This is a genomic window from Rhodanobacter sp. B05 (genome assembly GCF_002001085.1).
GTDB lineage: Bacteria > Pseudomonadota > Gammaproteobacteria > Xanthomonadales > Rhodanobacteraceae > Rhodanobacter.
The window spans coordinates 103727-124654 of the sequence record NZ_MUNU01000013.1; the positions used below are offsets into that span (position 1 = coordinate 103727).

Annotated in this window: 18 protein-coding genes; 7 read left to right on the forward strand and 11 right to left on the reverse strand. The window is 67.5% G+C overall.

What is annotated here, in order from left to right:
* Positions 1–2 precede the first annotated feature (2 nt).
* From ftsX to rpoH, 4 genes are all read left to right on the forward strand, one after another.
* A complete protein-coding gene (gene ftsX, locus B0E47_RS06805) occupies positions 3–971 on the forward strand; it encodes a permease-like cell division protein FtsX (protein WP_077513264.1) in 969 nt (322 codons plus the stop codon).
* A 136-nt stretch (positions 972–1107) separates the two neighbouring features.
* On the forward strand, positions 1108–1974 hold the full coding sequence (locus tag B0E47_RS06810; protein WP_077513265.1) for a response regulator: 867 nt from the start codon (positions 1108–1110) through the stop codon (positions 1972–1974).
* Complete coding sequence (ung, locus tag B0E47_RS06815; RefSeq protein WP_077513266.1) at positions 1971–2696, forward strand: uracil-DNA glycosylase; 726 nt, start codon at positions 1971–1973, stop codon at positions 2694–2696. Before B0E47_RS06810 ends, ung begins: the two co-directional genes overlap by 4 nt.
* 172 nt (positions 2697–2868) lie before the next feature.
* Positions 2869–3729 carry an RNA polymerase sigma factor RpoH gene (rpoH, locus tag B0E47_RS06820; RefSeq protein WP_077513267.1) on the forward strand — a complete coding sequence of 287 codons (861 nt, stop codon included), beginning with the start codon at positions 2869–2871 and terminating at the stop codon, positions 3727–3729.
* A 96-nt stretch (positions 3730–3825) separates the two neighbouring features.
* Here rpoH and B0E47_RS06825 read toward each other — a convergent pair whose 3' ends face one another.
* From B0E47_RS06825 to B0E47_RS06835, 3 genes are all read right to left on the reverse strand, one after another.
* Positions 3826–5109 (reverse strand): NAD(P)/FAD-dependent oxidoreductase, encoded by a 1284-nt coding sequence (locus tag B0E47_RS06825; protein ID WP_077513268.1) that lies wholly within the window; start codon positions 5107–5109, stop codon positions 3826–3828.
* A gap of 65 nt (positions 5110–5174) precedes the next feature.
* Positions 5175–6560 carry a S41 family peptidase gene (locus tag B0E47_RS06830; protein WP_077513269.1) on the reverse strand — a complete coding sequence of 462 codons (1386 nt, stop codon included), beginning with the start codon at positions 6558–6560 and terminating at the stop codon, positions 5175–5177.
* Positions 6561–6690: 130 nt separating this feature from the next.
* On the reverse strand, positions 6691–7830 hold the full coding sequence (locus B0E47_RS06835) for a peptidoglycan DD-metalloendopeptidase family protein (protein WP_254422854.1): 1140 nt from the start codon (positions 7828–7830) through the stop codon (positions 6691–6693).
* 226 nt (positions 7831–8056) lie between these two features.
* On the opposite strand from B0E47_RS06835, the gene B0E47_RS06840 reads away from it, so the two are divergent.
* The gene (locus B0E47_RS06840; protein WP_077513271.1) at positions 8057–8830 is read left to right on the forward strand and encodes an NRDE family protein; all 774 of its coding nucleotides are present in this window, start codon (positions 8057–8059) and stop codon (positions 8828–8830) included.
* 100 nt (positions 8831–8930) lie between these two features.
* Positions 8931–10622: an NAD-dependent DNA ligase LigB gene (gene ligB / locus B0E47_RS06845; protein WP_077513272.1), complete on the forward strand. Its 1692-nt coding sequence runs from the start codon at positions 8931–8933 to the stop codon at positions 10620–10622.
* A 3-nt stretch (positions 10623–10625) separates the two neighbouring features.
* Here the strand turns inward: ligB and B0E47_RS06850 are convergent, their stop codons facing one another.
* The 6 genes from B0E47_RS06850 to dinG all read right to left on the reverse strand — a co-directional run bounded on the left by B0E47_RS06850 (position 10626) and on the right by dinG (position 15251).
* Entirely contained in the window at positions 10626–11027 is a 402-nt protein-coding gene (locus B0E47_RS06850) for a YchJ family metal-binding protein (protein WP_077513386.1), read from the reverse strand.
* A 44-nt stretch (positions 11028–11071) separates the two neighbouring features.
* The gene (locus B0E47_RS06855; RefSeq protein ID WP_077513273.1) at positions 11072–11668 is read right to left on the reverse strand and encodes a DUF938 domain-containing protein; all 597 of its coding nucleotides are present in this window, start codon (positions 11666–11668) and stop codon (positions 11072–11074) included.
* A gap of 13 nt (positions 11669–11681) precedes the next feature.
* Positions 11682–11879 carry a hypothetical protein gene (locus B0E47_RS06860; RefSeq protein WP_077513274.1) on the reverse strand — a complete coding sequence of 66 codons (198 nt, stop codon included), beginning with the start codon at positions 11877–11879 and terminating at the stop codon, positions 11682–11684.
* 78 nt (positions 11880–11957) lie between these two features.
* Complete coding sequence (locus B0E47_RS06865) at positions 11958–12536, reverse strand: NnrU family protein (protein WP_077513275.1); 579 nt, start codon at positions 12534–12536, stop codon at positions 11958–11960.
* 55 nt (positions 12537–12591) lie between these two features.
* Positions 12592–13152 (reverse strand): HutD family protein, encoded by a 561-nt coding sequence (locus B0E47_RS06870; protein WP_077513276.1) that lies wholly within the window; start codon positions 13150–13152, stop codon positions 12592–12594.
* A complete protein-coding gene (gene dinG, locus B0E47_RS06875; RefSeq protein ID WP_077513277.1) occupies positions 13149–15251 on the reverse strand; it encodes an ATP-dependent DNA helicase DinG in 2103 nt (700 codons plus the stop codon). Before dinG ends, B0E47_RS06870 begins: the two co-directional genes overlap by 4 nt.
* A gap of 272 nt (positions 15252–15523) precedes the next feature.
* On the opposite strand from dinG, the gene B0E47_RS06880 reads away from it, so the two are divergent.
* Entirely contained in the window at positions 15524–18451 is a 2928-nt protein-coding gene (locus tag B0E47_RS06880) for an EAL domain-containing protein (protein ID WP_254422845.1), read from the forward strand.
* On the opposite strand, the gene B0E47_RS06885 is transcribed toward B0E47_RS06880, so the two are convergent.
* Both B0E47_RS06885 and B0E47_RS06890 read right to left on the reverse strand, forming a co-directional pair.
* Positions 18431–19120: a DsbA family oxidoreductase gene (locus B0E47_RS06885; protein WP_077513279.1), complete on the reverse strand. Its 690-nt coding sequence runs from the start codon at positions 19118–19120 to the stop codon at positions 18431–18433. The two genes, B0E47_RS06880 and B0E47_RS06885, sit on opposite strands and share 21 nt — an antisense overlap.
* 71 nt (positions 19121–19191) lie before the next feature.
* Positions 19192–20859 (reverse strand): NAD(P)/FAD-dependent oxidoreductase, encoded by a 1668-nt coding sequence (locus tag B0E47_RS06890; protein ID WP_077513280.1) that lies wholly within the window; start codon positions 20857–20859, stop codon positions 19192–19194.
* Between the last annotated feature and the right edge of the window lie 69 nt (positions 20860–20928).

Here is a 20928-nt window from a genome sequence, read left to right on the forward strand (position 1 = left end):
CCATGTCGCCGGAAACGCAGCACGCCGAAACGCCGGTACGCAACGAGCACAGCCGTGGTCGCCGGCTGGCCAGCTGGCAGGAACACCACGGCTGGAGCGCGGCGGCGAGCCTGCGCCGGCTGGCCGCGCGGCCGCTGGGCAGCCTGTTGACGATCGCCGTGATGGGCCTGGCACTGGCCTTGCCGCTGGCGTTCTACCTGCTGCTGGGCAATGTGCAGAAGCTCGGCGATGCGCTGGGCCAGAACCAGGCGATCAGCGTGTTTCTCAAGCCCGATCAAGCGGCGCAGCAGGCGCAACTGCTGGCGAAGGAACTGGGCGGGCGCCCGGAGCTGGCGGCGGTCACGATCAAGTCGCCGCAGCAGGGGATGGACGAACTGGCAAAAATGCAGGGCTTCTCCGGCGCCGTACAGACGCTGGGCGACAACCCGTTGCCGTACGTGCTGCAGCTGCAGCCACGATCGGATGCCAGCGCCGCCGCGCTGGCGCAGCTGGTGACGGATGTGCGCACGATGCGCAGCGTCGACCTGGTGCAGGACAGCGGCCAATGGCGACAGCGCCTGGAGGCGTTGCTGGGCGTGGGCAATCGCATCGTGCTGATCCTCGCTTCGCTGCTCGCGCTGGCGGCCTTGCTGGTGGTCGGCAACACCGTGCGGGTGGATATCGCCAGTCGCAGCGAGGAGATCGGCGTGCTGCTGCTGGTCGGCGCGGGCAAGGCATTCGTGCGTCGGCCCTATCTGTATGCCGGGATCTGGTACGGCCTGTTCAGCGGCATCCTAGCCGCGCTGCTGGCGGTGTCGATCGAGTTTGCGCTGGCGGAACCGGTCGCCAGATTGAGCCATGCCTACGATGGCCAGCTGCACGTGGGCGGTCTGCCGCCATGGCTGCTGCTGGCGGTGCCACTGGTAGCGGCGTTGCTGGGCTGGCTCGGCGCGCGGCTGGTCAGCGCATGGCAATTGCGCAAGGCGGCATGATGGTTTGCCGCTGCGGTGACGTGAATCGCAGCGGTCACGGCTGCCGTCGTGCATCATCCAGCGGGAACGTGCGCGGGGCGCACGCGAGCAGGTCCACCTGGCATGGAACGCCGCCGGTCAGCGGGATGAGTGAGGCATGAGTACAAACATCAGCAGCCGTCTGCTGACCGAGGCGCCGCGGGTACTGGTGGTCGACGGTTCGCGCGTGGTGCGCCAGCTGATCAGTCGCGTGCTGAAAGACGAACTGCCCGGCGTCGAGGTGGTCGGCTGCGGCGGCGGCGAGGAAGCGCAACGGGTGCTGGGCGAGGGTGCGTTCGACTTCATCACGATTGCGCTGCGCCTGCCCGACATGGACGGCCTGGAGCTGGCGAAATTCGTGCGCGAGTCGGCCGCGCAGGCCTACATACCGATCGTGGTGGTCTCCGGCGATGTCGAGGATCGGCTGCACCGGCGTTCGCTGGGCGAACATGTCACCGACTATTTCGACAAGGCGCTGGGCTTCCAGGCGCTGGCCGAATTCATCCGCGGCTATGTCAGCCCGCAGGCCAGTGCCAAGGGCACCGTGCTCTACGTCGAGGACAGCCGGGTGGTGGCGCTGGCCACGCGGCGCATGCTGGAAAAGATCGGGCTGACCGTGCGTCACGTGGTGAGCGTGGAGGACGCGATCGCCCTGCTCGAGACCGACCGCGCACTGGGCTGGATCGGCGCCGACGCGGTATTGACCGACGTCAGCCTGAAGGGCGAGTTGACCGGTGGCGACCTGCTCGAACACATCCGCAACGAATTCCGCTACGACAAGGGCCGTTTGCCGGTGCTGGTGATGACCGGTGACGAGAACCCGGCCAACCAGGCCGCGCTGATCCGCGCCGGCGCCAACGATCTGGTCGAGAAGCCGGTCGAGGAAAAACTGCTGGTCACCAAGCTGCTGTTCCAGTTGCGCGTGGCGGAGCATCTGCGCGGGCACGCACAGGCCGAGCGCGAAGCCGCCAGCAAGGGCGCATGAGCGAGCATCCGGTCAAGCTGGAGCCGTCCTGGAAGGCGCGCATCGGCGACTACCTGCAACGACCAGAGATGCAGGCGCTGGCGGGCTTCCTGCGTGCGCAGAAGCAGGTCGGCAAACACATCTACCCGCCCGGGCCGGAGATCTTCGCCGCGTTCCAGCACACCCCGTTCGACGCGGTGCGGGTGGTGATCCTGGGCCAGGATCCCTATCACGGTGCCGGCCAGGCGCACGGCCTGTGCTTCTCGGTGCGTCCTGGCGTGCGGGTGCCCCCTTCGCTGGACAATATCTTCAAGGAGATCCAGCGCGACCTCGGCATCGCCCGGCCCGATCATGGTTGCCTCACCGCTTGGGCCGATCGCGGCGTGCTCCTGCTCAACAGCGTGCTGACGGTGGAGGAGGGGCGCGCCGGCGCGCATGCAAACCGGGGCTGGGAGGGTTTCACCGATGCGGCGATCGATGCGCTCAACCGGGAGCGCGAAGGCCTGGTGTTCCTGCTATGGGGCTCGTACGCCCAGCGCAAGGGCCAACTGATCGACACCAGCCGGCATTGCGTGCTGAATTCCGTGCACCCGTCGCCGCTGTCGGCCCATCGCGGCTTCCTCGGCTGCGGGCATTTCTCCGCGGCCAATCGCTATCTGGAGAGCCGGGCTCAGCCGGCGATCGACTGGTCGCTGCCGGCGCAATCCCGGAGCCAGGTCGGCTCCGCCGGGCCCGAAGCTTGAACGCCGCCAGATAACCCCAACCAGGTCGTGGTCGGGGCCTCGACAAGCGCGACTTATATCTGTACTATACGGTTCATTAAGGCCCGGGTTCCTTCCGGATCGAACCAATCGAGGCTTTAGCACTCCAACCCACCGAGTGCTAAACTTTGACGTCAAGCAGGAGGTTTCAACCATGTCCCAAGCCTTGGTGACTGCCAACTTCCCACTGCCCAGCGTGGTCGGAAGTCTGGACGCCTACATTTCCGCGGTGCATCGCATTCCGGTGCTGAGCGTGGAAGACGAACAGGCGCTGTCGCGCGATTATCTCGAAGCGGAAAACCTCGACGCGGCGAAGAAGCTGGTGATGTCGCACCTGCGCTTCGTGGTGCACGTGGCGCGCGGCTATTCCGGTTACGGCCTGCAGCTGGCCGACCTGATCCAGGAAGGCAACATCGGTCTGATGAAGGCGGTCAAGCGTTTCGATCCCGACATGGGCGTGCGCCTGGTCAGCTTCGCGGTGCACTGGATCCGCGCCGAGATGCACGAGTTCATCCTGAAGAACTGGCGCATCGTGAAGGTCGCCACCACCAAGGCGCAGCGCAAGCTGTTCTTCAACCTGCGCAAGAGCAAGAAGCGCCTGGGCTGGATGAACGCGGCCGAGGTGAGCACGGTGGCGAAGGATCTGGGCGTGCCGGAAGCGACCGTGCGCGAGATGGAATCGCGCCTGTCCGGCCGCGACATCGGCTTCGAGGCGCCGGTGGACGCGGATGATGATGCCAAGCCGGCACCGGCCGCGTTCCTGATCGACGACGGCGCCGATCCGTATGAGAACGTCGCCGACGAGGACTATGCCGACAACCAGATGCAGACGTTGAGTGACGCACTGAGCCATCTGGACAAGCGCTCGCGCGACATCATCCAGCGCCGCTGGCTGGACGACGACAACAAGGCCACGCTGCAGGACCTCGCCGACGAGTACGGCGTGTCCGCCGAGCGCATCCGCCAGGTCGAGGCGAATGCGATGAAGAAGATGCGCGGGCTGTTTGCGATGTAAGGTGGGTCTCGTGCGCCTTCGGGCGCAGCTTCGCCAGTGGCATCGACGGCCCGGGAAACCGGGCCGTTTGCGTTGCGGCTTGTCGGCATCTGCCAGTCAGTCGTGGTTTTCGGCGTCTGTCCCGCCGACGATGCGGGCCTGCCGCTGGTGCGTCCAGTAGGCCCAGGCCCAGTCCAGCATCACGGACAGACGGTTGCGGAAGCCGATCAGAAACCAGATGTGCACCAGCAGCCAGGCGATCCAGGCCGGCAGGCCGGAGAGCTTCAGTTTGCCGAATTGCGCCACCGCCGCCATGCGCCCGATCGTGGCCAGCGAGCCATCGTCGCGGTAGCGAAACGGCGGCGATTCGCCACTGCCGCGCAACCGCGCCCGCAACACGTCGCCCACATGTTTGCCCATCTGCTTGGCCGCCGGGGCCACGCCGGGCACCGGCGCGCCATCGGGTTGGTCGAGATGGGCCAGGTCGCCGATCACGAAGACCTCCGCATGGCCGGGCACGCTCAGGTCGTCGCGCACGCGTACGCGCCCGGCCCTGTCCAGCGGTAAGCCGAGCATGCGTCCCACCGGCGAGGCCGCCACGCCTGCGGCCCAAAGCACCGTACGGGCGGGCAAGCGGCGTTCGCCCAGCTTCACGCCGTCGGCGTCGATCGCGCTGACCGCGACACCGGTGTGTACCTCCACCCCAAGCTGCTCCAGTTGCCGGCGCGCCTTGTCCGACAGCGAGGTGTCGTAACTGGCCAGCAGTCGCGGTCCGGCTTCGACCAGACGCACAACGGCCTGTCGCGGATCGCAGCGACGGAACTCGCCGGCCAGGGTGTGCCTGGCCAGTTCGATCAGGGTGCCGGCCAGCTCCACCCCGGTGGAGCCGCCGCCGACCACGATGAAATTGAGCCAGGCCTGGCGGCGCGCGGGATCGGGTTCGCGCTCGGCCTGCTCGAAAGCGAGCAGGATCCGGCGGCGCATCAGACGGGCGTCGTCCAGGGTCTTCAGCGCTGGCGCGAAGCGCGCCCATTCGTCGTGGCCGAAGTAGGCGTGGGTGGCGCCGGTGGCGATCACCAGGTAGTCGTAATCCAGCGTGGTCGAGCCGCACCGGACCTGCCGCGCGGCCGGCTCCAGCCCGGTCACCGTCTCCAGCAGCACGGTGAGGTTGCCCTGTCGACGCAGGATGTGGCGCAGCGGTGCGGCAATCGACGGCGCGGCCAGGCTGGCGGTGGCGACCTGGTAGAGCAGGGGCTGGAACAGGTGATGGTTGTGCTGGTCGACCAGGGTGACCCGCGCGTTCGCGCCGGCCAGCCGGCGCGCGACGGTGAGGCCGCCAAAGCCGCCGCCGAGGATCAGCACGTGCGGCAGGCTGACAAGGTCGGTGGCAAGCTGATTCATCGGCTCAGTCTGACCGCCGCGATGTGGACGCGCGGTGGATCACGATGACCTAGGCGCATTCCCGGTCAGTGCCTCGATGCCGCGGACTGTCGCAACGCCATGCCCTTGAGCACGTTCAACGCCTGCGCCAGCGCGTAGTCGCTGGTGGCCAGTTTGGCGTCGGCGGCGCTGCCGTCGTTGTCGATGTCGGTTGCCGCCTTGGCGTTTTCGTTGGCCAGGTGGTTGGGCAGGTCGGCCTCGGAACTGATCAGCACCGGCGCGCTGTCGGCCTTGTTCACGGTCAGGTCGGCCAGCGCGATGTCCGGCTTGATGCCCTCGGCCTGGATCGAGGTGCCGTTCGGGGTGTAGTAGCGGGCGGTGGTGATCTTCACGGCGTGGTCCGCATCCAGCGGCAGCACGGTCTGCACCACGCCCTTGCCGAAAGTGCGCTGGCCCATGGTCAAGGCGCGGTGGTTGTCCTTCAGCGCGCCGGAGACGATCTCGGCGGCCGAGGCGGTGCCATTGTTGGTCAGCACGATCATCGCTGCGCCGTCGAGCTGGTCGCCGGGGTGCGCGCTGAAACTCATGTTGGCGTCGGCCAGCCGGCCGCGCGTGGTGACGATGACGCCGGAATCGAGAAAGTCGTCGCTGACCCCGACCGCGGCGGTAAGCAGGCCGCCGGGATTGTTGCGCAGGTCCAGCACCGCACCCTTCTGCGGCCCATCCTTGGTAATCAGCTGACCCAGTTTCTTCTCCAGGTCGGCGGCGGTATCGTCCTGGAACTGGCTGATCCGGATGTAGGCGTAACCGGGCTCCAGCTCGCGCACCTTGACGCTGCTGACCGAGATCTTCTCGCGCACCAGGTGCAGGTCGATCAGCTTGTCGCTGCCCTCGTGCGCGATCGTCAGGGTGATCTTGCTGCCAGGCTTGCCGCGCAGTTGCTGGAACATCTCGTTGATGTTTTGCGCGTCCACCAGCCTGCCGTTGATCTTGACGATGCTGTCGCCCGGCTTGATGCCGGCCCGCGCCGCCGGGGTGTCGTCGATCGGCGAGACGATCTTGAGGCCACCGTCGACCTGCAGCACCTCGATGCCCAGGCCGCTGTACTGGCCGGAGGTGTCTTCATTGAGCTGTTGCAGGCCTTCCTTGTCCAGGTATTCGCTGTGTGGGTCGAGCCCCGCCAGCATGCCGGTGATCGCGTCCTTCATCAGGGTCTTGTTGTCGACCTTCTCCACATAGGCCTGGCGCACGAGTTCGTAGACGCGGCTGAAATTGCGGATGTCCTGGAGATCCACCTGGTCGGGGCCGGAGCTCGCGCTGGCCGGCGCGGGGCTGCTGACGGACGGGACATCCGCCGGCGGTGCGGGCACGCTGGTGCTGGGGGCCGGAGCGCTCTGCGCCTGCGCGGCGGAAACCGCCAATGCCAGCAGGATGGCCAGACCAAGGGACGGTCGACGGTCGGACAGGTGCATGCAGATGACTCCGCTCAACAGGAAAACGTGGCGCCACGGACGCGGTCCAGAGTATGGCAGGACGTGGGACAACCGAACGCGGGAGTAATTCACCGAACGCGGGTCGAGCCGCGATACCGCGGCGCGGGTTTCAACGATGCTTGCCCAGCCAGCTGCGCGGATCCACCGGCTTGCCGTCCTTGCGCAGCTCGAAATACATGCCGGTGTTGACGCCGGTGACCGCGCTGGCGGTGCCGATCGCCTCGCCGGCCTCGACCTCGTCGCCGACGCCGTGCAGCAGGCTCTCGTTGTTGCCGTACATGCTCATCCAGCCGTTGCCGTGGTTGACGATGAGCAGCATGCCGTAGCCGCGCAGGAAGCCGGCGTAGATCACCCGCCCACGCGCCACCGCATGCACTTCGCTGCCCGCGGCGGCCTTGATCAGCACGCCGTTGCCGAAACTGTTGACCACGCCGTTGGCCGGCCACGGCAGGTTGCCGCGAATGTTGGCGCCGGCACCGCCGATGCCGAGTGCCGGCTGGTGGCCCGGCCGCGAATTCGCCGCGGCCGCACGCTGGGCGGCGGCTTGGTCGATCACCTTCTGCAACTGGGCGAGCAGGTGGTTGAGCGATTCCGCGTTCTGTTTCATCGCGGCGAGCCGCTGTGCCTGATCCTTGTAGCGGGCGTCCGTGGCGGCGGCCAGTTTTTGCTGCGCGGCACGCTGCTGCCCCAGCTTCTTCGCCTGTTCCTCGCGCTGGGCCCGGGTCGCCTGCAACGCCTGCTGCTCGGCGGTGATCGAGGCTTCCAGTTGCTGCAGCTGCGCCAGGTCGCCCATCAGCTTCTGCACGCGCTGCACGCGGTCACGCTGGAAATATTGCGAATAGACCAGCGCGCGGGCGATGCGCGCCACGTCCTGGTCGCCCAGCAGCAGGCGCAGATCCGAACCATGACCCAGCGCATAGGTGGCGCGCAGCAGGTCGGCGATCGCGGCGCGCTGGCTGTCCAGCGTCTGCTGCAGCGTATTGCGCTGCTGTTGCAACTGCTCCAGCTGTTGCTGCTTGGCGGCGAGTTCGGCGTCGGTCTGGCGCACCGCATTCGCCGCGGCAGCCACCGCGTTGGCCTGTTTCGCCAACTCCGCGTTGACGCTGTCGCGCTTCGCCGCGGTGTCGGCCTGTTCGGTGGCCAGCGCTTCCATCTTGTGCCGCAGATCGGCCAGCTTCTGCTTCGCTTCGGCCTGTTCGGTGCGGCTTTTCCCATCCTGACCGGCATGCAACGGCGCGGGGTTCGGCATGCCAAGCCAGACGACAGCGAGCAGGGCGACGGCAAGATGGCGGGTGGAACGGAGGCGGTTGTGCATCGAATGATTATCACCGAGCCCGACACGGGGAGCGAGTGCACCGTGCAGGCCGCCGGAACGCGGCGGATGCCCGGGCCCGTTCCATCCGCTGCAAGCTTGATTAAGCTGCGATGCTGGCGGCGATCGCAGTGCTATTGGTTTTTAGGATGAGGGAAAGTTCATGTGCCTGATCGCGTTTGTCTGGAATGCGCATCCGCGCTGGCGATTGCTGCTGGCCGGCAATCGCGACGAGTTTCACGCGCGCCCCAGCGCGGCGCTGGCGCGCTGGGGCGATGCGGCTATCATCGGTGGTCGCGATCTGGAAGCCGGTGGCACCTGGTTGGGTGTTACCGACAATGGCCGCTGCTGCGTGGTGACCAATGTACGTGATCCGCACGATCCGCAGCGCGGTGCCTCGCGCGGCCTGCTCGCCACCGATTATCTCGGCGGCGAACCGGGCGCCGCCACGCATGCACGACAGTTGCTGGCCACGGCGTCCGACTATCGCCCATTCAACCTGCTCACGTTCGACGCGCACGATGCGTTCTATCTGGGCAACCGGCCCGAACCGCGCATGCAGGCGGTGCAGCCCGGTGTGCACGGCCTGTCCAATGCGGATTTCAACACGCCATGGCCGAAGACGCGTGCGCTGATGGACCGGCTGCGAGCCTGGATCGACGCGGGCGATGCGGCCGACTTCGCACCGTTGTTCGATGCGCTGGCAGACGAGCAGGTGGCACAGGATGCGGACCTGCCGGACACCGGGATCGGACGGGAGCGCGAGCGCCGGCTGTCCAGCGCCTTCATCCGCGGCGCCGACTACGGCACGCGCGCCAGCACGGTGGTGGCGATCGGCCACGCCAACGGGGGCGTGATCGTGGAGCGGCGCTTCGGGCCGCATGGGCGTTTCCTTGGCGAGACCATGCTGCGTTTCGCGGATACGCCGCTGTCGTAGCGCCGGGCCCGGCGCCTACGCCGAAGGCCGGTGTTGCCGGATGCCGCGGCCCCATGTTGTTGACTAGGCTGGGGTTCCCATCCGTCCAAGGAGCAACGGCATGCGCAAGGAAGCCTGGCTGCTGCTGGTCGCTGTCATCGCGCTGACCCTCGACGCTGCGCATGCGGCGGCCTGCCCCGACTGGTCGCCGGCGCAGGCCGGCCAGGAACTGGCCGCGCTGCACGATCGACTCGATGGCTGGAACCACGCCTACCGGGTGGAAGGCCGTTCGCCGGTCGACGATGCCGTCTACGACCAGGCGCAGCAGCGCCTGGACCAGTGGCAGCGCTGCTTCCCCGCGCAGGCGCCGGCTGCGCTCAAACACCTGGCCGATGCCGGCGGCCGGATCACCTCGCCGGTGGCGCAGACCGGGCTGGCCAAGCTACCGGACGCTGCGGCATTGGCGCAGTGGATGGACCAACGTGGCGGTCGCGATCTGTGGGTGCAGCCCAAGGCCGACGGCGTCGCCGTCACCCTGCTGTATGTGGACGGTCGCTTGCGCCAGGCCAGCAGCCGCGGCGACGGGCTGCACGGCTCGGACTGGACCGCGCTGGCGCAGCGCATCGCGGCGATTCCGAAGCAGTTGCTGCATGCGCCGGGGCGCGTGGTGCTGCAGGGCGAGCTGTACTGGCGTCTGCCCGGCCACGTGCAGGCTGATGCCGGCGGCGTCAACGCGCGCTCGGCGGTCGCCGGCGCGCTGGCGCGCGAGCATCTGGACGATGCCACCGCGGCCCGCATCGGCCTGTTCGTGTGGGACTGGCCCAGCGGTCCGGCCGACATGCCGGCGCGGCTGGCGGGGCTTGCGGCGATGGGATTGTCCGAAAGCGCCAGCTACACGAAGCCGGTTCGCACGCTGGCCGAGGTCACGCGCTGGCGTGAGCAGTGGTATCGTCATGCGCTGCCGTTTGCTGCCGACGGCACGGTGGTGCGACAGGGACATCGACCGGCCGCTTCCAGCTGGAAGGCGGCACCGCCGGACTGGGCGGTGGCGTGGAAATATCCGGCGGCCTCGGCGCTGGCCGAGGTGCGCGCGGTCGACTTCACGATCGGTCGCAGCGGCCGGATCACCCCGGTGCTGCAGCTCGAGCCGGTGCAACTGGATGATCACCGCGTCCAGCGGGTCAGCGTCGGCTCGCTGCGCCGCTGGCGCCAGCTCGATATTCGTCCGGGCGATCAGGTCGAAGTGGTACTGGCCGGGCTGACCATTCCGCGGCTCAAGTCGGTGGCTTGGCGCGCGCAGCAGCGAGCCGCGCTGAGCGTACCGGATCCGAAGTCCCATAGCGCACTGACATGCTGGCGGCTGAGCCCCGGCTGCGAACAGCAATTCCTGGCGCGCCTGGTGTGGCTGGGCGGCAAGCAGGGTTTGCGCCTTGAGGGCGTCGGTGCCGACACCTGGCAAACCCTGGTCGAAGCGGGCCTGCTGCATGGCTTGCTGGACTGGACGGAGCTGACGCCGCAACAACTGGCATCCGTACCCGGTCTCGGCTCCAGTCGCGCGGCGGTGCTGGCGCGTTCCTTCGCGGCGACGCGCATGCAGCCTTTCGCTCGCTGGCTGCAGGCACTGGGCGTGTCGCCCGGCGTGGCGGCGGGCCTGACCGATTGGTCATCTGCGAGCGCGCGTCGCGCCGGCGAATGGCAATCGATAAGTGGGATCGGTGCCGCTCGCGCTGACCAGCTGGTCGCGTTCTTCGGTTGTCCCGAGTTGCGCGAGCAGGTCGCCCGCCTGCATGAGGCCGGCGTGCAGGGTTTCTGAGCCTCAGCTCTTCAGCTCGCCATCCAGGTAATACCAGCGCCCGTTCTTGCGCACGAAGCGGCTGGTTTCGTGCTGGCGCTGCGCGCGACCGCCGCCGAGGCGATAACGGGCGACGAACTCGACGATCGCATGGTCTTCGTCAACGCGTTGCTGGCGCCGCACTTCCAGCCCCAGCCAGGTCGGTGCGGGCTGTTGCGCGGCCAGTCGCAACGTGTCCGGCCGCGTCTCGGGATGCCAGCTGGCGAGCAGATAATCCTCGCGCCTGAGCACATAGGCGCTGTAGCGCGAGCGCATCAGTTGCTCGGCGCTCGCGGCCATGGCTCCCTCGTGCAGAAGGCCGCAGCAGTCGGTGTAACCGGCGGGGTTGCCACAGGGACAGGGGGTAAGCGTATCGATCGACTTCATGCCGCCCTTTTTACCCGGTTCGAGCGGATCGTGCAGGTTCGATCTCAGGGCTTCGCGCGCCGCCACACGCGACAGCGATTGTTCGCTGGCATCGCGACGTCGTTGATCAGGGCAAATCCCGCGGCATCGGCCAGGGCATCGACCGCCTCGGCGTCGCGGATTGCCATGTGCGCGCCGCGTGCCTGCAGCCATTGGTCGAACGCGGCGTTGCTTTCGCTGCTGTATTTGCCGTCGTGGTTGAATGGCCCGTAGATGACCAGGATCGCGTCATCGCGGGTAATCGTCGGCAGATGCGCAAAGAAGAGCTGCACTTCGGGCCACGCCATGATGTGCAGGGTATTGGCGCTGAACACCGCATCGAACGGCCCCCGCGGCCAGTGGCCGCCGACGTCGAACTCCAGCGGGGCCGGCGTGTTTGGCAGCACTGCCTCATCCAGCCACGCACGGATGCCGGGAAGATTTTCCGCACGATCCGAGCTCTGCCAGATCAGCTGCGGCAGGGCCGCGGCAAAGTGCACCGCGTGCTGGCCGGTGCCGCTGCCGACCTCCAGCACGCGCCGGCGGTCGGCGAAGTATTCGCGCAGTACCTCGAGGATCGGTTCGCGGTTGCGCTCGCACGAAGGCGAGTGCGGCTTGGACATCCCGGGTTTTCGCTCAGACCGGATGGCCGCGCAATACGCGCGCCGGCAGCATCAGCAGCGCGCCGAGAAAGGCAAACACCGCCCCAACCGTGATGCCGACCAGCCGGAACGGCAGCAGCACCAGCCAGACGATCGGGTAGAGCGCCAGGGCCAGCAGGGCGAGCGGCCAGCAGAACACCAGCAGCAACAACCAGAGCAGGAAAGCAGCCATGCGTCGATCCTCGCGGTAGGGGTATGACGCGATTCTAGTGGACGCCAGCGCCTTTGCGCAGATGACTCCCGACACCCCTCAGGCCAGCGGGCTCACCCCGATCAGCCATAGATGCAGCCAGAACGCGAACGCGGTCCAGGCAGCCACGCCAGCCACGGCGACGATCGCGTCGCCGGCGAGCGTGCCGGCTGGATACACCGTGCCGGTGCGTCGATCGCGCCGGCGCGACACGATGAACAGCACCACTGCCCACAGCAGGAATGCGCCGAACAACACCACGTCGCGCAGCATGCCTGTGGCAAGCAGGTGACCGAACGCCCAGGTCTTCACGCCCAGCAGCATCGGATGTCCGAATTTCGCCTTGAGGTGGTTGCGCGGGACGTAGGCTGCGGCCACCAGCACGAACGCCAGCAAGGTGAACAAGGCATTGAGGTGACGCAATGCCAGTGGCGGCACGTACAACAGCGCCGGCTGCTGGCGCGCGAGGTTGAAGCCCCAGCACAGCAGCATGAAGCCGACCAGCGAAACCAGCGTGTACAAACCCTTCCAGCGCATCTCGCCCAGCCGGGCCAATTGCCGGCTGCGCCAGTCGTCGGCAAACACTCGCAGCGAATGCACTCCGAGAAAGATCAGCAGCCCGAGAATCAGTACTGACATGAGGTTCGCCCCGACGGATGGATGGTCCCCGAGTATAGGCGAGCGCGGCGTCCGGTCAGATGGTGCATGGTTCGATGCGCACAACCAGCGCCAGCGCATCGTCATGCAGGGTGACCGGGTCTGGCATGCGCGTCGTCGGTCGCCAGGCATCTCCGGCGTGCAAGTGGCCGTCGACCGTGTCGATCATGCCGCGGGCGCAGAAGATCAGCACGGTCGCCGGGTCGGGTGTGCGTGTGGCCGACCCGTGCCATGTCTGCACGTCGCCGCGGGCCTGTGCACGCCGAACCATCAGGTTGAAATCGCGGGTGGGGTCGCCAGCGAGCGTCACCTCGACGCTGGCCTCGCCGGGAAAGGCGAACGGCGCGAACGGCGTGGTCAGCGCGTGTACCTGGCGGCCGTCCAGCGTCATCGTGAATCCGTCGCCGTCGAGCAGTGCGATCTGCCGGTCGATCCCGGTGAACACGGAGAACGGTGCGGCGCTGTCGACCTCGGCGATGCTGACCCGCCATACGAGGTCGTCACTGCCGGCAGCGGCCGGATGGACGGCTATTTCGCGCGTGCGTCCCAGGCCGTTCTTCCATGGTTGCGAGGGGCAGTCGGCGAGGCGGATGATCATGGGCTTCTCTCGATGACGCGCTGGAACGGCGGCAGCGCCTTCAGCATGCCGCTGCCGTAACGCTTGGTGACCACGCGGCGGTCCAGCAGCACGATGCGGCCGTGGTCGGTCTCGTTGCGGATCAGGCGGCCGCAGTACTGGGTAAGCAGGCGCGTGGCTTCGGGGATGCTGACTTCGATGAACGGGTTGCGTCCGCGCGATTCCAGCCATTCGGCGTAGGTGGCACCGACTGGATCGGTCGGCACCGCGAACGGCAGCTGGGTGATCACCACGGTCTCGCAGAACTTGCCGGGCAGGTCGAGGCCTTCGCCGAACGAAGCCAGGCCGAACAACGTACTGCCTTTGCCGGCGTCGATGTCGGCGCAGTGTTCGGCGACCAGTTGCGACTTGCCCAGCGAACCCTGCGCGCGCACCCTGCGCACCTGCGCGATCGGCAACTTCTGCAACACGCGATCGAGTTTCACCCGCGAGGTGAACAGCACCAGGTTGCCGGCATCCCAGTCGAGATTCGCGGCCAGCCATTCGCCGACTTCCTCGGCGTGGGCTTCGCGTGCATCTGGCATCGTGCGCATCGCCGGCACTTCCAACCGGGCCTGCGCGGTGAGATCGAACGGCGAGGGCAGGCTCAGCGTCACCGCGTCGTCGGGCAGGCCCACGGCGTCGGCGAAGCCGCGGAAGTTGCCGCCCGCGCTCAGCGTGGCCGAGGTCATTAGTACGCCGCTGGCGTTGCCCCACAGCACGCTGCGCAGCAGGCCGGCAGCGGACACGGCCGACGCATGGCACACCAGCTGCTGGTCGGCGCCGAGAGTGACCCAGCGCGCCAGCGGCGGCGCGTCGTCGGCGTCGTCGCTGGACCACGCGCGCCAGCAACTGGCCTGCTTGCCGATGCGTTCCAGCGCGATGCCCAGCTCGCGCGACAGCGCTTCCTGGGTCGGCCCGCCGTCGGTCATTTCGACCACCGCGCGGCGCACCGCGGTCAGCCAGCGCTGCACTTCGCCGGTGAGTATGTTCAGCACGCGCGCGTGTTCCACCCACGGCTCGGGCAACTGACCCAGCGAGCCGCGATACATCGGCTCGGTCTCGGCCGGGTCGGGCAGCCAGCCGAGGCGGATTTCCTTCTCCAGCTCCTCCAGCGTGTTGCTGAGTTCCTGCAACTTGGCGTCGCCGGCATCCAGCGACAGCTTGCCCAGCGTCTGCTTGTCGGTGAGCGAATACGCCGCATGCACCTGCCGGCCGAGCCGGCTCAGCTGGCGCACCGTGACGTTCATGTAGACCTCGCTGGCGCCGCGGTCGATCGCCTTGCCCGATACGTGGTGGCCTTCGTCGAAGATGTACAGCGTCTCGTCCGGGCGCGGCAGGATCACCCCGCCCCAACCTTCGTCCTCGCCGGGCATGGTGAGATCGGCCAATACCAGGTCCTGGTTCGCCACGATGATCTCGGCGTCGTCCACCGCGCGGCGCGCGGCGAAGAACGGGCAGATCATGAACTGGCCGCACTTGCGCCCGGTGCAGCCGCCGGCGCTGGTGGTGATCATCGGCCGCAGCAGGTCGCTGACCGGCTCCGGCGCGCTGTCCATGTCGCCGTTCCACTCGTTGTGGTCGAACGCCACACGCAGTTTCGCCAGCGCCTGCTTGTCGCGCGCCTGGGGCGGCTTGCTCCACAGCATCAGGTCCGCCTCGAAACCGGCCAGGCCCAGCTGCGCGTCATGAATGCTGTTGGCCGCCATCAGCAGGTTGCGCGGGCACAGGTAGCGGCCGCGGCCCTTGGCCAGCGCCACCTTGGCCTCGATCCCGTTGAGTTGCAGATAGAGCGGAATGTCGCGCTGCACCAGCTGCTCCTGCAGCGCCACCGTCGCGGTGGCAATCAGCAGTTTCTTCTTCTGGAAGCGCGCCACCTCGACACCGGCGATCAGGTAGGCCATCGACTTGCCGGTGCCGGTCGGTGCCTCGATCACCGCCACGCCGCCGTGCTGGCCGAACGCCTTGGCCACCTCGGCGATCATGCGGCCCTGCGAGGCGCGCGCACGGAAGCCCGGCAGGCCTTCCCTCAGTCGCGCATAGGCGGCGCGGATGGCGTCTTTGGTGGTGTCGGCGAGCATGCGGGATGGTGAGCCTGTGGCGCGGTGGCGCGCGGGGAAAACGTACTGCATGGGGCGGACGTGATCGAGCGCACGGCATGCCACGCGCTGGCGGGCCAGTTTATCGGAGTTGTGAAGCCAGCCGCAGGTATTGGCACCGAAGTTGCTCTTCCCAGAGTGTTGACGTGATGGTGAATGTCGCACAGTGTTGAAGGGGTATGCTGGATCGGGGTTGCAGACTGGCCGCGTGGGGGTAGTCCGCGGCAATGACACAAGGGGGCGTGATGGGGTCGATGCCATTCGATGGCTCGTTGCAACTGGGCTGGTTGGCGTCGCTGATCGCGGCGCATTCGCCCGGCGAAGTTGCCGAGGCCATCGTCGGACTGGCGCGGGAGAGGCCGGGCTGCCAGGCAGCCTGCGTGCTCTGGCGGCTGCGCGATCGCGCCGACTGCCAGAGCGTGCCGCCTGCCGCGATCGACGCGATGGACTGGCCGTGGCTCGAGCTGGCTGCCGGCTCGGAGGCGCCGCAATGGCACGCAGATCGCCATCGCGTTGCGGTGCGCCTGTGCGGGCTTCCCGAGCCGGCACTGCTGGTATTGCGCCTGCAGCCGGCGTGCGCAAACGACCGATTCCTCGACGATCTGGCCACGCCGCTCAGGCTCGCGGGCCAGCATCTGCGGCGTGCGCTGGAGTGGATCGAGCTGCAGCATTCGCATCGGCAGCTGGAACGTTCCGAGAATCTGCAGCGGGCGTTGTTCGCCATCTCGGACCTGGCCGGCTCCGAACACGACATGCCGGCGATGTTGCGCGGCATCCATGCCATCGTCAGCACCCTGATGTACGCGGAAAACTTCTTCATCGTGCTGTACGACGCCGAGCGCGACACGATCCGCTTCCTGTATTTCGTCGATGTCGAGGATCCCGTGCCGCCTGGCGAAGGCCGGGACCTGCCACTGAGCGCGATCGAACACACCCTGACCTGGTATGTGATGCGCGACGGCAAGGCGCGCATGGGCGATGCCGAGGAATTGCGCAGCCAGGTGCCTGGCCCGGTGACCCTGATCGGCCAGGACAGCCACGACTGGCTCGGCGTACCGATGTTGCGCGATGGTCGGCCCGGCGGTGCGCTGGTGGTGCAGAGCTACAAGACGGAGATCGGCTATACCGACAGCGACCTCGCCCTGCTGGAGTTCGTCGGCAGCCACATCCTGATCGCGCTGGAGCGCAAACAGGGCAAGGAGGACCTCGAGCAACGCGTGCAACTGCGCACCGCCCAGCTGGCGGAAGCCAATCGCGGCCTGCAACTGGAGGTCATGGAACGGCAGCGCGCCGAGCACCTGCAAACGGCGTTGTTCCGGCTCGCCGAACTGGCCACGGCGCGCATCGACCGCGGCGAATTCTACCGGCGCGTGCATGCGGTGGTGGCGGAACTGTTGAATGCGGAGAACTTCTACATCGCCCTGCTTTCGGATGACGGCCGGCAACTGCTGTTCCCGTACGTGGTGGACGCGGTCAAGCGCCCCCCGGACAGCCGCCCGCTGGGGCGCGGTCTGAGCGAATACGTGCTGCGCCTCGGCGCGCCGTTGCGTGCCGACAACGCCGCGATCGAGGAGCTGGAGCGCGCGGGCGAGATTGCGCCGGGGCGCATGGGGTCGCCGGCGAAGTGCTGGCTCGGCGTGCCGTTGATCGTCGGCGACGAGGTGATCGGCCTGGTGACGGTGCAGAGCTACAGCGAGGCGGTGTCGTATGGCCCCTCCGACCAGGAGCTGCTGAGTTTCGTGGCCACCCAGATCGCCAGCAGCCTGACCCGGCGCCGGGCCGCGGAGGCGCTGCAACGTGCCTACGAACAGCTGGAGCATCGCGTGGAAGAGCGCACGCTGGCCCTGCGCAAGGAGATCATCGAACGCGAGCGCGTGCAGGACCAGCTCAAGCACCAGGTGATGCACGATCCGCTGACCGGCCTGCCGAACCGAAGTTACCTGCGCGATCGCATCGACCGTGTATTGACCTCGGTGCGACCCGAGCCGAGGCAGTGCTGTGCCTTGCTCTACCTGGACGTGGATCGCTTCAAGATCATCAACGACAGCCTCGGTCACCTGGCCGGCGACGAAGTGCTCAAGGAGGTCGCCACGCGGCTGTCCGGCTGCGTGCGACATCCCGACCTGGTGGCGCGGCTGTCCGGCGACGAGTTCGCGATCCTGCTCGAATCGGTGGACCAGGCCGCCGATGCCAACGCGGTGGCGCAGCGGGTGATGGATGCGTTGGCGGCACCGATGCCGGTGGGTGGCAAGGAGCTGCAGGTCACCGCCAGCGTCGGCATCGCGATCGGCGACGGCCATTATCTGACGGCCGACGAAGTGCTCCGCGACGCCGACATCGCGCTGTACCGTGCCAAGGAGCTCGGCCGCAAGCGCTACCAGCTGTTCGACGAGACCCTGGCGAAGAACGTGGTGGATGTGCTGACCCTGGAAGGCGAGTTGCGGGCAGCCGTGAAGCTCGGGCAATTCGAACCTTATTTCCAGCCGATCTGCCGGCTCGGGGATGCCGTGGTGGTCGGCTACGAGGCCTTGATCCGCTGGAACCATCCGCAGCGCGGGGTGCTGGCGCCAGGCGACTTCCTCAAGATCGCCGAAGACTGCGGGCTGATCGAGACGATCGACTGGTGCATGTTCGAGCTGAGCTGCGAACGCCTGCGGACGCATGATCGCGCCGATACGTTCATGACGATCAACGTGTCGGCGCTACACCTGCGTCATGCCGATTTCGACGAGCGCCTGATCCGGCTGCTGGAGCGCACCGGCCTGCCGCCGTCGCGGCTGGTGGTGGAAGTCACCGAAGGCGCCCTGCTCGACAATCCCGAGCGCGTGCGGGCGACGCTGGAGCGGCTGCGCAGCGCCGGCATCGGGGCCGCCCTGGATGATTTCGGCACCGGCTATTCGTCGCTCAGCTACCTGCATTCGCTGCCGCTGCGCATCCTCAAGATCGACCGCGCGTTCGTGCACGAGCTGGACAAGGGCGCGAACACCAGCAGCACCACCGTGGTGGCGGCCGTGCTCGCGTTGGCGCGTGCGCTGGATATCGACGTGGTCGCCGAAGGCATCGAGACGGAAATCCAGTACGCCGCCCTGCAGGCGATGGGCTGCGACATGGGCCAGGGTTACTGGATCGGCCGGCCGGCACCGATCACCCGCTGGCTGGCCTCAGGCTCCGCCGGCGTGTGACGACGTCGGCGCCGTGGCGGCGATCTGCCGCAGGGCCTGCTCGAATGCTTCCGGCGGTTGACCGCCGGCAATCAGGTGCCGGTCATTGATGATGGTGGCGGGCACCGACTGGATGCCGCGTGACAGGTAGTACTGCTCCTGCGCGCGGACCTCGTCGGCGTAAGTTCCGCTGGCAAGGATTTCCCGGGCCCTCGCGCCGTCCAGACCGACACTCGTGGCAAGGCGCACCAGCGTGTCGTGCGCGCTTACATCCTCGCCGTCGGTGAAATAGGCGCGCAGCAGGGCCTGTTTGAGCGGGAGTTCGTTGCCCTCCAGTGCGGCCCAGCGCAGCAGGCGATGGGCATCGAAGGTGTTGTAGACGCGGCTGCGCCGATCCATGTTGAACGTGAAACCCAGCGCTGCGCCACGCGCGCGGATCGCCGCACGGTTGGCGTCGATCTGCTCGGCACTGCTGCCGTACTTGCGCACCAGATGCTCGGTGGAGTCCTCGCCTTCAACCGGCATCTGCGGGTTCAGCTCGAACGGCTGGAAATGGATCTCTGCGGCGATCTCGCCCTCCAGCGTGGCCAGCGCCTGTTGCAGCGAGGCCAGTCCCACTGCACACCATGGGCAGGAAACGTCGGAAACGAAATCGATGCGCAGCGAAACAGGCGAGGTCGGGACGGACATGAGAAACCCTTCAGAAAGTGCGCCGCGCGCCGCGGCTGAGATGAGTCAGATGAGGTCGGCCGAGCGCGGAATCAATCCGGCGACGCCGGGCTTCGGGTCGCGAGGATGTTCAGCGCGACTGCCTCGGCCACCCTGATGCCGTCGACGCCGGCCGACAGGATGCCGCCGGCATAACCCGCGCCTTCGCCGGCGGGATACAGGCCACGGGTGTTGAGGCTTTGCAGGCTGTCGTCGCGCTTGATGCGCACGGGTGATGAGGTGCGCGTTTCGACGCCGGTGAAGATCGCGTCGTGCATGGCGTAGCCGCGGATCTGTCGTTCGAACGCGGGCATCGCCTCGCGGATCGCGGCGATGGCGTAGTCGGGCAGGGCGCTGTCGAGGCTGCCCAGAGTGACGCCGGGCCTGTAGGAAGGTTGCACGTCGCCGAGCGCCTGCGAGGCGCGGCCGGCGAGGAAGTCGCCAACCAGCTGGCCCGGCGCGTTGTAGTTTTCGCCGCCCAGCACGTAGGCATGGCTTTCCAGCGCACGTTGCAGCGCGATCCCGGCCAGCGGGCTGCCGCTGTCATCGTACGGGGCGAAGTCGGCAGGCTCGATGCCGACCACCACGGCGGCATTCGCATTGCGTTCGTTGCGCGAGTACTGGCTCATGCCATTGGTGACGACCCGCCCCGGCTCGCTGGCGGCGGCGACCACGGTACCGCCGGGGCACATGCAGAAGCTGTAGACCGAGCGGCCGCGGCCGGCGTGGTCGTTCTTGCAGTGATGCACCAGCTTGTAGTCGGCGGCACCAAGCATCGGATGACCGGCCTGCGGGCCGAAGCGCGCACGGTCGATCACCGACTGCGGGTGTTCGACGCGAAAGCCGATCGAGAACGGCTTGGCTTCCAGGTACACGCCGCGCGCGTGCAGCATCTCGAAGGTGTCGCGCGCGCTGTGGCCGAGCGCCAGCACCACATGATCGGCGCGCAGTTGTTCGCCGCTGGCCAGGGTTGCGCCGCGGATATGGCGCGTGCCGTCAGGATCGATCTCGATCAGCAGGTCGTCGACGCGCTGGCCGAAGCGGATCTCGCCACCGAGCGATTCGATCGTGGCGCGCATGTGCTCCACCATCGACACCAGCCGGAAGGTGCCGATGTGCGGCTTGCTGACGTAGAGGATTTCCTCCGGCGCGCCAGCCTTGACGAACTCGGTCAGCACCTTGCGGCCGTGATGCTGCGGGTCGCGGATCTGGCTGTACAGCTTGCCGTCGGAAAACGTGCCGGCGCCGCCTTCGCCGAACTGCACGTTCGACTCCGGATGCAGCTCGCGCTGGCGCCACAGGTCCCAGGTATCTTTCGTGCGTTCGCGCACCGCCTTGCCGCGGTCGAGGATGATCGGGCGAAAACCCATCTGCGCCAGGATCAACCCGGCGAACAGCCCGCAGGGGCCGAAGCCGATCACCAGCGGGCGGTGTTCGATCCGCTGTGGCGCCGTGGCCACGAAGTGGTACTCCGTGTCCGGCGTGGGCCGCACCTGCGGGTCATCGGCGAAACGCCGCAACAGCTCCGCTTCGCGCGGGGTGTCGACGTCCACCGCGTAGATCAGCGTGATCGCCCCGCGCTTGCGCGCGTCGTGGCTGCGTTTCGCAACGTGATAATCCGCCAGTTCGGCCGCCTCGATGCCCAGCCGCTGGAGTATCGCGGCGGTGAGACCGGCCTCGCCGTGATCCAGCGGCAGCTTGAGGTCGGTCAGTCGCAACATGGGTCAGGAATCCGGGAGCAGGGGTGGTGCCGGATTTTCGCAGATAACGCGCGCAGGAACCCTGCGCGC

Bases quoted from the DNA above. Each gene is read 5' to 3' on its own strand.
- B0E47_RS06860 (WP_077513274.1), bottom strand. From the start codon at position 11,879: ATGGCTGCTTTCCTGCTCTGGTTGTTGCTGCTGGTGTTCTGCTGGCCG.
- B0E47_RS06825 (WP_077513268.1), bottom strand. From the start codon at position 5,109: ATGAATCAGCTTGCCACCGACCTTGTCAGCCTGCCGCACGTGCTGATC.
- B0E47_RS06865 (WP_077513275.1), bottom strand. From the start codon at position 12,536: ATGTCAGTACTGATTCTCGGGCTGCTGATCTTTCTCGGAGTGCATTCG.
- B0E47_RS06810 (WP_077513265.1), top strand. From the start codon at position 1,108: ATGAGTACAAACATCAGCAGCCGTCTGCTGACCGAGGCGCCGCGGGTA.
- B0E47_RS06835 (WP_254422854.1), bottom strand. From the start codon at position 7,830: ATGCCGAACCCCGCGCCGTTGCATGCCGGTCAGGATGGGAAAAGCCGC.
- dinG (WP_077513277.1), bottom strand. From the start codon at position 15,251: ATGCTCGCCGACACCACCAAAGACGCCATCCGCGCCGCCTATGCGCGA.
- B0E47_RS06830 (WP_077513269.1), bottom strand. From the start codon at position 6,560: ATGCACCTGTCCGACCGTCGACCGTCCCTTGGTCTGGCCATCCTGCTG.
- B0E47_RS06870 (WP_077513276.1), bottom strand. From the start codon at position 13,152: ATGATCATCCGCCTCGCCGACTGCCCCTCGCAACCATGGAAGAACGGC.
- B0E47_RS06890 (WP_077513280.1), bottom strand. From the start codon at position 20,859: ATGTTGCGACTGACCGACCTCAAGCTGCCGCTGGATCACGGCGAGGCC.
- ligB (WP_077513272.1), top strand. From the start codon at position 8,931: ATGCGCAAGGAAGCCTGGCTGCTGCTGGTCGCTGTCATCGCGCTGACC.
- ftsX (WP_077513264.1), top strand. From the start codon at position 3: ATGTCGCCGGAAACGCAGCACGCCGAAACGCCGGTACGCAACGAGCAC.
- B0E47_RS06885 (WP_077513279.1), bottom strand. From the start codon at position 19,120: ATGTCCGTCCCGACCTCGCCTGTTTCGCTGCGCATCGATTTCGTTTCC.
- rpoH (WP_077513267.1), top strand. From the start codon at position 2,869: ATGTCCCAAGCCTTGGTGACTGCCAACTTCCCACTGCCCAGCGTGGTC.
- B0E47_RS06855 (WP_077513273.1), bottom strand. From the start codon at position 11,668: ATGTCCAAGCCGCACTCGCCTTCGTGCGAGCGCAACCGCGAACCGATC.
- B0E47_RS06850 (WP_077513386.1), bottom strand. From the start codon at position 11,027: ATGAAGTCGATCGATACGCTTACCCCCTGTCCCTGTGGCAACCCCGCC.
- ung (WP_077513266.1), top strand. From the start codon at position 1,971: ATGAGCGAGCATCCGGTCAAGCTGGAGCCGTCCTGGAAGGCGCGCATC.
- B0E47_RS06880 (WP_254422845.1), top strand. From the start codon at position 15,524: ATGCCATTCGATGGCTCGTTGCAACTGGGCTGGTTGGCGTCGCTGATC.
- B0E47_RS06840 (WP_077513271.1), top strand. From the start codon at position 8,057: ATGTGCCTGATCGCGTTTGTCTGGAATGCGCATCCGCGCTGGCGATTG.